The 13223-nt window shown below is 33.2% G+C and carries 10 protein-coding genes; 6 read left to right on the top strand and 4 right to left on the bottom strand.

Annotation, left to right across the window (positions count from 1 at the left end; all coding sequences use genetic code 11):
* Positions 1-34: 34 nt before the first annotated feature.
* Complete coding sequence (locus tag ACN0WY_RS01560) at positions 35-3460, bottom strand: methylmalonyl-CoA mutase family protein (RefSeq protein WP_417799324.1); 3426 nt, start codon at positions 3458-3460, stop codon at positions 35-37.
* A 70-nt stretch (positions 3461-3530) separates the two neighbouring features.
* The gene (locus tag ACN0WY_RS01555) at positions 3531-3854 is read right to left on the bottom strand and encodes a hypothetical protein (RefSeq protein WP_330487417.1); all 324 of its coding nucleotides are present in this window, start codon (positions 3852-3854) and stop codon (positions 3531-3533) included.
* A gap of 296 nt (positions 3855-4150) precedes the next feature.
* Here ACN0WY_RS01555 and ACN0WY_RS01550 point away from each other — a divergent pair, with 296 nt between their 5' ends.
* The 5 genes from ACN0WY_RS01550 to ACN0WY_RS01530 all read left to right on the top strand — a co-directional run bounded on the left by ACN0WY_RS01550 (position 4151) and on the right by ACN0WY_RS01530 (position 8060).
* A complete protein-coding gene (locus tag ACN0WY_RS01550; protein ID WP_417799323.1) occupies positions 4151-6145 on the top strand; it encodes a urocanate hydratase in 1995 nt (664 codons plus the stop codon).
* An 11-nt stretch (positions 6146-6156) separates the two neighbouring features.
* A complete protein-coding gene (locus ACN0WY_RS01545; protein ID WP_330487415.1) occupies positions 6157-6684 on the top strand; it encodes a DUF4136 domain-containing protein in 528 nt (175 codons plus the stop codon).
* Between the two features lie 84 nt (positions 6685-6768).
* Positions 6769-6933, top strand: coding sequence for a DUF5522 domain-containing protein (locus ACN0WY_RS01540; RefSeq protein ID WP_330487414.1), 165 nt, complete (start codon positions 6769-6771; stop codon positions 6931-6933).
* 53 nt (positions 6934-6986) lie between these two features.
* Positions 6987-7694: a DUF4197 domain-containing protein gene (locus ACN0WY_RS01535; RefSeq protein ID WP_417799322.1), complete on the top strand. Its 708-nt coding sequence runs from the start codon at positions 6987-6989 to the stop codon at positions 7692-7694.
* 168 nt (positions 7695-7862) lie between these two features.
* Complete coding sequence (locus tag ACN0WY_RS01530) at positions 7863-8060, top strand: hypothetical protein (RefSeq protein ID WP_125069320.1); 198 nt, start codon at positions 7863-7865, stop codon at positions 8058-8060.
* Here the strand turns inward: ACN0WY_RS01530 and ACN0WY_RS01525 are convergent.
* Both ACN0WY_RS01525 and ACN0WY_RS01520 read right to left on the bottom strand, forming a co-directional pair.
* Positions 8043-8801: an ABC transporter substrate-binding protein gene (locus ACN0WY_RS01525; protein WP_417799321.1), complete on the bottom strand. Its 759-nt coding sequence runs from the start codon at positions 8799-8801 to the stop codon at positions 8043-8045. The two genes, ACN0WY_RS01530 and ACN0WY_RS01525, sit on opposite strands and share 18 nt — an antisense overlap.
* A gap of 35 nt (positions 8802-8836) precedes the next feature.
* Entirely contained in the window at positions 8837-9607 is a 771-nt protein-coding gene (locus ACN0WY_RS01520; protein WP_417799320.1) for a LytR/AlgR family response regulator transcription factor, read from the bottom strand.
* A 397-nt stretch (positions 9608-10004) separates the two neighbouring features.
* On the opposite strand from ACN0WY_RS01520, the gene ACN0WY_RS01515 reads away from it, so the two are divergent.
* Positions 10005-13220, top strand: a complete 3216-nt coding sequence (locus ACN0WY_RS01515) for a SusC/RagA family TonB-linked outer membrane protein (RefSeq protein ID WP_330487410.1) — start codon at positions 10005-10007, stop codon at positions 13218-13220.
* Positions 13221-13223 lie beyond the last annotated feature (3 nt).

The following is a 13223-nucleotide window of genomic DNA, read 5'->3' as shown; positions in this document are numbered from 1 at the left end:
GAGGCTTTTTATATTTATTTAAAGGCTTTGCCTTTTACATGTTTCGTCTGTATTGACCACCAACTTCAAATAAAGCAGAAGTAATTTGACCTAACGAACAAACTTTAGTAGCATCCATTAATTTTTCAAAAAGGTTTTGATTGTTAATGGCAGCCGATTGCATTTCAGATAAAAGTTGTTCTATTTTATCTTCATGCGCTTTGTTTAAGTTTTCTTTCGTTTTGATTTGGAATTGTTTTTCCTCCTCCGTAGCACGGATAACTTCTTGTGGAGTAACCGTTGGAGAACCTTTAGAACTTAAGAAGGTGTTTACGCCAATAATTGGGAATTCACCTGTGTGTTTTAAGGTTTCGTAGTATAAACTCTCTTCTTGAATTTTAGAACGTTGATACATCGTTTCCATCGCTCCTAACACACCACCACGTTCTGTAATTCTATCAAATTCTGTTAATACTGCTTCTTCCACTAAATCGGTTAATTCTTCAATAATAAATGAACCTTGAATTGGGTTTTCATTTTTAGCCAATCCTAATTCTTTATTGATGATTAACTGAATTGCCATCGCGCGACGTACTGATTCTTCTGTAGGCGTTGTAATTGCTTCGTCATAAGCATTTGTATGTAACGAGTTACAGTTGTCGTAAATTGCATATAACGCCTGTAAGGTTGTACGGATATCATTAAAATCAATTTCCTGAGCGTGTAATGAACGTCCAGAAGTTTGAATATGATATTTTAACATCTGTGCTCTTGGATTCGCTCCGTATTTATATTTTAACGCTTTCGCCCAAATTTTACGAGCTACACGACCAATAACAGCGTATTCAGGGTCAATACCATTTGAGAAGAAGAATGATAAGTTTGGTCCAAACTTATTAATATCCATTCCTCTTGATAAGTAGTATTCTACGTAAGTGAACCCATTTGCTAAAGTTAACGCCAATTGTGTAATCGGATTTGCACCAGCTTCTGCAATATGGTATCCAGAGATAGAAACTGAATAGAAATTACGAACATTTTTCTCAATAAAATATTCTTGAACATCTCCCATTAAACGCAAAGCAAATTCCGTAGAGAAAATACACGTGTTCTGTGCTTGGTCTTCTTTTAAAATATCTGCTTGAACCGTACCACGTACTTGTGCTAAGGTATTTGCTTTAATTTCAGCATATACATCTGCAGGTAAGATTTGATCACCTGTAACACCTAGTAACAACAAACCTAATCCGTCATTACCTTCTGGTAAATCACCATTGTATTTAGGTCTGTCAATACCTTTATCGTCGTATAACTCTTTAAGCTTTGCTTCAACCTTTTTCTCTAACTTGTGCTCTTTGATGTATTTTTCACAATTCTGATCGATGGCAGCATTCATAAAGAACCCTAATAACATCGGAGCAGGACCGTTGATGGTCATAGAAACCGAAGTCATGGCATGACTTAAATCGAAACCAGAGTATAATTTTTTAGCATCGTCTAAACAACAAATAGACACTCCAGCATTTCCAATTTTACCATAAATATCAGGTCTGTGTCCTGGATCGTTTCCATATAATGTAACTGAGTCAAATGCTGTAGATAAACGCTTTGCTGGCATTCCTAAACTCACATAGTGAAAACGACGGTTGGTACGTTCAGGTCCACCTTCACCCGCAAACATACGTGTTGGATCTTCTCCGGTACGTTTAAATGGATACAATCCTGAAGCATAAGGAAATTCTCCAGGAACATTCTCTTGCAAATTCCAACGTAATAAATCACCCCAAGCTTGGTATTTTGGTAAAGCAACTTTCGGAATTTGCGTGTGTGAAAGTGATTCTGTATGTGTTTCTATTTTAATTTCCTTATCACGTACTTTGAACGAGTAAATAGGATCTTTGTATTTTTTTACTTTCTCTTGCCAGTTTAAAATGATTTCCCAGTTGTAAGGGTCTAAATCCATTTTAACACGATCAAATTCGGCAATTAAAAGCTTAAGAAAATCTTTGTTTTCTTCTGTCTTGTTAATAGAAGTTTCTTCAATTCCTGATTTATCTAGTACTATTTCAGATTCAGAAACGCTTTCAATAGTTTTGAAAATTCCATATAATTTCTGAGCTACTTTTTCTTGCTCATCAACTTTTTTGTCGTAAGCGCGGTTGTTTTCTGAAATTTCAGATAAATAACGTGTTCTACTAGGTGGAATTACAAATATCTTTTCAGACATTTCTTTTGTAATTTCAAAAGTAGACTGTAAATCAGCTCCCGTTTTTTCAACCAATTTATCCATAATCGCTTTATACAACGAATTCATTCCTGGATCGTTGAATTGTGATGCAATCGTTCCAAAAACAGGCATGTCATCCATGTGAACATCCCATAAATTGTTGTTACGCATGTATTGCTTTTTTACATCGCGTAAGGCATCTAAAGCACCTCTTTTATCAAATTTGTTGATGGCTACTAAATCAGCAAAATCAAGCATATCGATTTTTTCTAACTGAGTTGCAGCACCAAATTCAGGAGTCATTACATACAAAGAAGTATCAGAATGTTCAATAATCTCTGTATCTGATTGTCCAATACCTGAAGTTTCTAAAATGATTAAGTCAAATTCTGCAGCTTTTAATACTTCTACTGCTTCATTTACATATTTTGATAATGCTAAGTTAGATTGGCGTGTAGCTAACGAACGCATGTATACACGCTCATTATTAATAGCATTCATACGAATTCGATCACCTAATAAAGCTCCACCCGTTTTTCTTTTTGATGGATCTACAGAGATTAATCCGATAGTTTTTTCTGGAAAATCAATTAAGAAACGACGAACTAATTCGTCTACTAAACTTGATTTACCTGCACCACCTGTACCTGTAATTCCTAGAACTGGAGTTGTAGCATTTTTATTTTTTTCGTGAATAGTATCCAAAGCCTCTTTGGCAACTTCAGGGAAGTTTTCCGCAGCAGAAATTACACGAGCAATACTCCCCACTTCTTTATCGGCTAATTTATCGATTTCTCCATTTAATGTATCTCCAATGGCAAAGTCTGATTGTTGTACTAAATCGTTAATCATTCCTTGTAATCCCAATTCACGACCATCATCAGGAGAGTAAATACGAGTAATTCCGTAGTCCATCAACTCTTTGATTTCCTCAGGTAGAATTACTCCGCCACCACCACCAAATATTTTAATATGTCCAGCTCCTTTTTCTTGCAATAAATCGTACATGTACTTAAAGTACTCGTTGTGTCCACCTTGGTACGAAGTCATAGCAATGGCATTTGCGTCTTCTTGAATAGCACAGTTTACTACTTCTTCAACGCTTCGATCATGTCCTAAGTGAATTACTTCAACCCCAGTAGATTGAATAATTCGGCGCATAATATTAATGGCAGCATCGTGCCCGTCAAATAAAGAAGCCGCAGTTACAATTCGTACTTTGTGTTTAGGTTTATAGGGAGTTATTTGTTCCATTCGTAAATTGTCTTAATTTTCGGGTACGCAATTTACGGAAATCTTAAAAAATAGCAGGATGTTTTAACAATTATAAATAAGAAAGGAATACCCATCTCTTTCGAGTAGCGATATATTCTAAATTATGTTCATTTTGATAGGCTTCTCGCTCAAAACTTAGGTTTTTATAAGCTAATGATGTTTTTCGATAAATGAATAGCTTGATAAGCCATTCTAAAAAATAGAAAAGATAGAAGAAGACAATTAGTAACTCTAATTGCTGTTTTAAGTGTATTTTTTCATGATTTATTAAAACAGGATCAGCTTTTAAATCTTCTCTTTTTAAGAATATAAAAGGGTATAATGTCATTCCAGAAAAACCTTTTGGAATTATATGTTTTGAAATAAATATCATAAACCTGTTTGTGCAATAAACTTACCAAAGGTACAATTTATTGTTAGGAATGTAAGAAGAAATAAAGCAAGTGTGAAATTTATACTTTTTTAAAGTACAGTTTTTAACAGTATACACTTATATTTGTGCAAACTTCAAAGAAGATGGATTTTTTAACTTTAAAATATAAGAAGAGGATTGAAGCTCAGTACCACAGAGCAGATATCCGTTATCCATAGTTTTTCATTTTTACGCTTACCAAAAACTTAATTATTAACAAGTTTTCAATCTTATTTGAAGACTTAAAAACGTATAAAATGACTTTTAAAGAACAAATAAAACAAGGAATACCAACTGCATTACCTCCAAAAAAGGAGTATGATACTACGATAAACCACGCACCAAAACGTAAAGAAATTTTAACTGATGAAGAAAAGAAGTTAGCTCTACGTAATGCATTGCGATATTTTGATAAAAAACACCACGAAGAACTATTACCTGAATTTGCAGAAGAATTAGAAAAGTACGGTCGAATTTATATGTATCGCTTCCGTCCTGATTATAAAATGTACGCGCGTCCTATTGATGAATATCCAGGGAAATCAGAGCAAGCAAAGGCTATTATGGTAATGATTCAAAACAATTTGGACTATGCAGTAGCACAGCATCCTCACGAATTAATTACATACGGTGGTAACGGAGCAGTATTTTCTAACTGGGCACAGTACTTATTAACGATGAAGTATTTGTCGGAGATGACAAATAAGCAAACATTGGTAATGTATTCAGGGCATCCAATGGGACTATTCCCATCCCATAAAGATGCGCCAAGAGTAGTGGTAACGAACGGAATGATGATACCTAATTATTCAAAGCCAGATGATTGGGAGAAATTCAATGCCTTAGGAGTTACTCAATATGGTCAAATGACAGCGGGAAGTTATATGTACATCGGTCCGCAAGGAATTGTACATGGAACTACGATTACTGTGTTAAACGGATTTAGAAAGATAGGAAAATCACCAGAAGGAAACTTATTTGTTACTGCTGGTTTAGGAGGAATGAGTGGTGCGCAACCGAAAGCAGGAAATATTGCTGGTTGTATTACAGTATGTGCTGAGGTGAACCCAAAAATAACGCAGGTTCGTTTAGATCAAGGTTGGATTGATGAAAAAATTACCGATTTAGATGAGTTAGTAGCACGTGTTCGTAAGGCAAAAGAAAATAAAGAAGTTGTTTCGTTGGCTTACTTAGGAAATGTGGTTGATGTTTGGGAGAAGTTTGCTGAAGAAGATGTGTATATCGATTTAGGTTCAGATCAAACATCGTTACACAATCCATGGGCAGGAGGATATTATCCAGTAGATATGTCGTTTGAAGAATCAAATGAGATGATGGCGAATGATCCTGAATTATTTAAAGAAAAAGTGCAAGAAACATTGCGTCGTCATGCAAAAGCAATCAATAAGCATACAGAAAAAGGAACCTATTTCTTCGATTATGGAAATGCCTTTTTGTTAGAAGCGAGCAGAGCAGGTGCTGATGTAATGAATCCGAATCCGACGTTAGGAAGAGAGTTCAAGTACCCTAGTTATGTACAAGATATTATGGGACCTATGTGTTTCGATTATGGTTTTGGTCCTTTCCGTTGGGTGTGTACCTCTGGGAAACCAGAAGATTTAGCGAAAACAGATGCGATTGCTTGTAAGGTGTTGGAGAAAATCATGAAAAAATCTCCAGAAGAAATCCAACAGCAAATGGCAGATAATATTCAGTGGATAAAAGGGGCACAGGAAAATAAGTTAGTAGTAGGTTCACAAGCACGTATTTTATATGCAGATGCTGAAGGACGCATGAAAATAGCTGAAGCCTTTAATAAAGCAATTAAGAAAGGAAAAATAGGTCCAGTAGTGTTAGGTCGTGACCACCATGATGTTTCTGGAACGGATTCACCGTATCGTGAAACTTCTAACATTTATGATGGTTCTCGTTTTACAGCAGATATGGCAATTCATAATGTAATAGGCGATAGTTTTAGAGGAGCTACTTGGGTTTCTATTCACAATGGAGGTGGAGTAGGCTGGGGAGAAGTAATTAATGGTGGATTTGGCATGCTTCTTGATGGTTCTAAAGATGCATCAAGACGCTTACAATCAATGCTTTTCTGGGATGTGAATAACGGAATAGCAAGACGTAGTTGGGCAAGAAATGAAGAAGCTGTTTTTGCCATTAAACGAGCGATGGAGGTTGAAAAGAAACTAAAAGTAACCCTTCCAAACTTAGTAGATGATGCGTTATTAGACAACATGTAAATCCTAAGAAAATGAAAAATTTAAAATTACTTTTTTTGCCAATTGTAGCTTTACTAATTACTTCATGTAGTTCGGTAAGAGTGGTCACAGATTATGATACACAAACTGATTTTAATCAGTATAAAACATTTGCGTTTTACAAAACAGGCATAGACAAAGCTCCAATCTCTGATTTGGATAAAAAACGTATTATGCGTGCTATTGAAGCAGAGTTGATGGCGAAAGGAATGACAAAATCAGCTACACCAGATGTCTTGGTGAGTTTGTTTACGAAATCTCGTGAGCGTATCAATGTGAATGATAATTATTATGGAGGGTTTTATTATCCATGGTATTATGGTTCAAGTCCAGTAACGGTTTCTCAATATACAGAAGGAACGTTGTTTATTGATTTGTTAGATGCTGACAAAAAAGAGTTAGTATGGCAAGGAATAGGAACAGGAGCTTTAAGTACAAGCAGTGTAGAAAGAAAAGAGGCACGTATTAAAGAATTTGTAGCTGAAATTATGGCGGAGTATCCACCTAATGCTAAAAAGTAAGGTTTAAATTTTTAAGATATATAAAAATACGTTAAGCAGAAACATAAAGTCTGTTTAACGTATTTTTTTTATGATATTTGTAGCATGAGAAATAAGATATTAAAACCTACTCCTGATGAGTATTATACCAATGAACAAGGGTATAGGGTTTTTAAAGAAACATATCATTTACGACGAGGGTATTGCTGTAAAAACGGCTGTAAACATTGTCCGTATGGATATGATAAAAATACTGACAGCTTCAAATAAATGTGACAATAATTAGTTTATTGTTTCTAATAGATAAAATCAAACCAGTAGACATGAAAAAAATTACAGTATTCTTTATTGCACTTACTTTTATGGGGTGTGCAGAATTACAAAAAGTAGTAAATCAATTACCACAAGGAGGAGTATTAACACAAGAGCAAATAGGTAATGGTTTGCGTCAAGCTTTAGATAATGGTATTCAGCATCAAGTAACAAAATTAACTTCAAAAGATGGTTTTTATAAGAATGACTTGGTGAAAATTTTATTACCAGAAGAATTACAGGCAGTAGATAAAGGGTTGCGTAGTATTGGCTTAGGTAATTTAGCAGATGAAGGTCTAAAAGCAATTAATAGAACTGCTGAAGATGCTGTAAAAACCGCGACTCCAATTTTTGTGAACGCCGTTAAGGAAATTACGTTTACAGATGCAAAAAATATTTTATTAGGAGCTGATAACGCAGCGACTTCTTATTTAGAAGGAAAAACAACTTCTGCATTATATGCTGAGTTTAATCCTGTAATTAAAAACTCGTTTGCTAAAGTAGGAGCGGATAAAATTTGGTCAAATTTAATTTTAAAATACAATAGTATTCCATTTGTTAAAAAAGTAAATCCAGATTTAACAGACTACGTAACAATTGAAGCATTGGATGGGGTTTTTACAATGATTGCAGTTGAAGAAAAAGGCATACGTAATAAAATAGGATTACGTGATACAGCATTATTACGACAGGTTTTTGCGTTACAAGATAACAGGTAGTGTACATACTGTCAACAACAAAAAAACTCTTGATTTTTCAAGAGTTTTTTTGTTGTTGGTAGGTGGCAATTACGGGTGTTTTCCCCATTTTATATTTAATTGTTGTTTTATGTGGTTGTAAATCAAATAAATATGTATATTTATAATCCGTGTTAACCCAATTTAGAAATGTCAAGAATTAATCAATTACGAAGATATAGAAAACATCTTGAAGAAAGATATCGTAGATTGGTTGAGACAGCTAATGATTATAAGTATGAAGATGAGTGTAAAAGTGATCGCTCAGCATTCAAAGCAATGAAGATATTGGAAAAGCTAAATAGAATAAAATATTTAGATGAAGATATGTCAAATCCTGTTGTGTAATTCCTTAAAGTAATCAAAAGCTTTTAACAGTCTACTACCATACCAAGAGAAGTATTCACCGTCAACTAAGATAGGTGATGCATCTTTTATGTGCTTTTTTATTTCGGTACTATGTTTTTCTTTAAAAGGGAAAGGCTCAGAGGATAATAAAATAAATGCTGGCTTTTTATTTTGAAGTTCTTTTATATTAACTTCAGGGTACCTCTTTTCATCGGCATAAACATTAACAAACTTGTTTAGTTCTAACAGATGGTTTATAAACGTGTTGTTTGCTGCAACCATCCAAGGGTCTCTCCAGATAAAATAAGCTACTTTTTTATAGTTTTGATTTGTAATAAACCTTTTAAAATCACTTATTTTTGATGTCAATTCATCAATCATTTTTTTAGCTTCAACTTGCTTGTCAAAAAAACTCCCATAAAGAGAAATTAACTCTAAAGAATCGGAAAGTGTAAAAATGTCGGAAACATGAGTAAATGCTATTTGCTGGCAAGCGGCAACAATTTCTTTGGTATTTTCTTCTTTATTGCATAAGATAATATCAGGCTGAAGACTTTTAATCCTATCAATTTTTATATTTTTTGTCCCGCCAACAATTGTTTTGGTTTTTAAAAGATGCTTAGGGTGAATACAAAATTTAGTTAGTCCTACAATACAATCTTCAAGCCCTAAATCAACTAAAAGTTCTGTTTGACTAGGAACCAAAGAAACTATTCTTTTATACTTTTTTTCAATACTCATACAAGCAAAAGTAAGGAATCAAAAAAAAAGAGGTATTATTTAACCCCCATAAGTTCCTGAAATTCTTTTTTATAGCTTTTGCTTACTCTGAATGTTTTGTTGTCATTAATTTTTACATCTGTTTCACCATAGTTAGAAGTGATAATTTCATCAATAAAATTAGAGTTAATAATAGTTGATCGATGAATTCTGATAAATAAGTTAGAATTTAATCTTTTGATAATACTAGATAAAGATTCTCGCAGTAAGTATTTTTTGTTATCCGTAGTAAAAATTTCTACATAATATCCAGAAGCAGAAATGTATTTAATAGTATTTCGTTCCAAGAAAATTATCTTATTCCCCGATTTGATATTAATCTTAGTACCTTTTACAGGCATTTCAATAGAAGTGTTTTCTTTTACAAGGTCTAAAATGTTATCCAAGCTTGAAAGCTTTTCTATTTTTTTATAATCTATAACCTTTTTTATTGAAGCATAAAACCTGTCTTCTTCTAATGGTTTTAAAAGATAGTCAAAAGCAAAATAATCAAAAGCCTTTACTGCATGTTCATTAGAAGAAGCGGTAAAAATAAAAATAGGTTTTTTAGGTAAGGTTATCTTTTCTATAATATCAAACCCTGTCATATTGTTGATTTTTGTATCAAGATAAACTACATCAGGATGTAAAATATTTATTTTTTCTATAGCGTCTAAACCATTAGAGCATTCATCTACAATTTCCATAAAACTATAGTCATTGACTAATTTTTTAAATCTTGACCTAGCAGTTTGTTCGTTGTCAACGATTAGAATTGATATTTTCATATACATTTTGTTTTCTTGTAGCTATAACAGTTAAAACTAGGAGATACCCTAACTTTTAATTTATTAAAGTTTAGTTAAATAAATATTAGAAACTTTAATTATTTGTTAAAGTTTATAGTCTGATTTTAATTAGTAAATAGAAGGGATTTGCTTACTTATTATTTAAATAAAACGAGCCGCAAAAATAAAGAAGAAGCCCTCTAGAATTCTATTAAAATAGGGGCTTTTTAAAAAAATTAACATTAATTAACATTTAGCTGTTTTTGGGGTGTGTGTTGCCGACTTCTTAAAATTGTTTTTTCACATCAAAATAAAGGTTGTTAACTTCAAATGAGTGTTAACAAAAACTTATAGCCTTTAGATTTACAACTGTTAATTAATAAAAATTTAATAATTTATGAATCTACATTGGAAAAATGTAATCTGTGTATTCTTCTTTTTTGGTTTTTTACTGAATATGAGTGCACAGGAGAAAAAAATCACTGGAGTGGTGTCTGATAGTGCAGGGCCGTTGCCTGGTGTAAATGTAATTTTAAAGGGTACGACCATAGGTACTGAAACTGACTTTGATGGAAAGTATTCATTAAAAGCAAAGACAGGAGATGTTTTAGTTTTTAGTTTCGTTGGAATGCAAGTAACAGAAAGAACTGTAGGAGCAGCTTCAGAACTAAATGTTTTAATGAAAGAAGACAGTAACATATTAGACGAAATCGTAGTTGTTGGTTATGGAACAACAACCAAACAATCTTTTACAGGTACGGCAAAAGTGGTAAAAGCAGAAGCTTTAGAAGCAAAAAGTGTTTCTAATGTGTCTCAAGCTTTAGCAGGTGAGGTTGCAGGTGTTAATGTAATCAATACCTCAGGACAACCAGGTACTGTAGCAACTATTCGTATTCGTGGTTTTGGTTCTGTGAATGGAAGTAGAGATCCATTATATGTAGTTGATGGAGTTCCTTTTTCAGGATCAATAAACTCTATTAACCCTTCAGATATTGCTTCTACAACAGTATTAAAAGATGCTTCGGCAACTGCTATTTATGGTTCTAGAGGAGCAAATGGTGTAATTATGATTACAACAAAGTCTGGTAAATCAGGAAAAACATCTGTAGAAGTTGATTTAAAAACAGGGGTTAATTTTCAGTTATTACCAAGGTATGATGTTATAAAATCTCCAGATGAATATTTAGAGTTGTCTTGGCATGCAATGGCCAATAGAGGTTTAGATATTGACCCAACCATAGACGGAGCAGCTTATGCAAATCAAAATTTATTTGATTCAAGAAGAGGAATTAGTAATGCTTTTAATTATTTTACTACTAATGATGTTTCTCAAATAATAGATCCAGCTACAGGAAAAGTAAGACCTGGGTTATCAAGAAAGTACACTCCAGAAAACTGGGGAGATTATGCTTTTCAATCTTCTATAAGAACTGAGGCAAACGTTAAAATGAGTGGAGGGAATGAAGATACTAAGTACTTTAGCTCTTTTGGTTATTTAGATGATAAAGGATACTCTATCAATTCAGGGTATAAAAGATATGCGTCAAGATTAAACATTACTCACAAACCAGCAAAATGGTTAACAGCAAAAGCAAATGTTGGATATACTTTAGGAAAATCTATCGAAAACGGACAGTCTGATGACTCAGGAAGTATTTTTTGGTACGTAGATAATATTCCATCTATTTATCCTTTATTTTTACGTGATGCAAATGGTGATTTTGTAGAAGACCCTAAATATGGAGGAAATCAATACGATTATAGAGACAGAGGTTTTGGTGGAGGTACCAATGCTTTAGGAAATGCTCAACATAATTTTATAGGTTCTGATCGTCACTCATTAAATGGTAATTTCTCATTTAAAGTATCTCTTTTAGATGGCTTAGAGTTTGAGACACAATATGGAGCTCAATATTACAGCCAAATTTATAATGAAGTTCAGAATCCATTCTATGGCTTTGCTGTACAACAAAGAGGAACTTTATACAAAGAAAACGAAAGTGTTTTAACTCAGAACTTCTTAAATATTTTTAGATATAACAAGAATTTTGGAAACCATAACCTTTCTGCTTTAGTAGCACACGAAACTAATCAGTCTGAATTCCAAATTAGTACCTTAAGTAAAAATAGAGTTGTTAATTTACAAAACGGGTTAAAAGATCCTAATAACTATGTGGTAGTTTCTTCGCCTCCAACAGGTTACAGTACTAGATCTGCTTTAGAAAGTTACTTTGGACAAGTATCATATAACTACAAAAGAAAATACTACCTTTCTGGAGCTATAAGACGTGATGGGTCTTCTAGATTTGCTAAAGACAAATGGGGAACTTTTGGGTCTTTAGGAGCATCATGGGTTTTATCTGAAGAAAACTTTATCTCTGATATCAACTTTATCAACTTTTTAAAGTTTAAGGCGAGTTATGGTATTTTAGGAGATCAAGCAGGGGTTGATATTTACTCTGGTAGAGATAGTTATACTATAGGTAACTTAGGAGGTCAAATTTCATTAAGACCTAATGCAATACAAAATCCTAATTTAACATGGGAAACTTCTAAAATGTTCCAAACAGGATTAGAGTTTACTGTTTTAAATAATAAGCTAGAAGGATCTGTAGATTATTATATAAAGAATACGGAAGATTTAATTTTTGAAAGAAGATTACCTCCTTCGTCAGGTAATGGTCTTGTTGATGTAAATGATGGTACATTACGAAACTCAGGAGTTGAATTTGACTTAACAGCGCATTTAATAGAAAAAGAAAACTATAAGTTAGATTTTGGTATTAATGGAGAAATGTTTAATAGTGAACTAACTGAAATGCCTATCGATCCAGCAACTGGAGAAAGAAAATTTTTAGATATCGCAGGAAGTTTTGGTAGAGCTAAAGGAAAAGGTCTTTTTGATTATTACATGAGAGAATGGGCTGGAGTAGACACACAAACAGGAGCTCCTCTTTGGAACCAGTACTATCACGATGCTAATAATAATGGAACGATAGATGATGGTGAAGGAATTAGAAGTTTAGCAGAATACAAAAACCAATTTCCAAAGAATGCAATTAGTAAAACTACAACAAGCACTTATAGTGACGCTACTCAGAAGTATATAAACAAGTCTATTATACCTAAAGTTAGAGGAGCATTTAGATTAAATGCAAAAGTACATGACTTTACATTAAGCACGTTGTTTGGTTATAGTTTAGGAGGTCACTCTTACGATAATGTATATGCTAGCTTAATGGATAACGGACAAGTTGGATCAGGTAACTGGCATACAGATATAAGAAATAGCTGGAAACAACCAGGTGACATTGCTAGTGTACCAAGATTAATTAGTGATAGAAACATTCAAGTAAACTCTGTTTCTTCACGTTTTATAACATCAACAGACTATTTAGCTTTAAGCAATGTTAGATTAGGATATACTATACCAAGTAGTTTTATAGAGAATTCAGGAGTTAAATCTTTAAACTTATGGGTAGCAGGAGACAACTTATTTTTATTAAGTGCTAGAAATGGATTTAATCCGATGACATCGGAAACAGGTTCGTCTGACGTATACCGTTATCAACCATTATCTACAATAACTTTTGGTGTAAGAGCTAAATTTTAAATT

Source organism: Tenacibaculum sp., from assembly GCF_048269885.1.
Taxonomy (GTDB): Bacteria; Bacteroidota; Bacteroidia; order Flavobacteriales; family Flavobacteriaceae; genus Polaribacter.
This window is presented reverse-complemented; position numbering and strand designations above follow the sequence as displayed.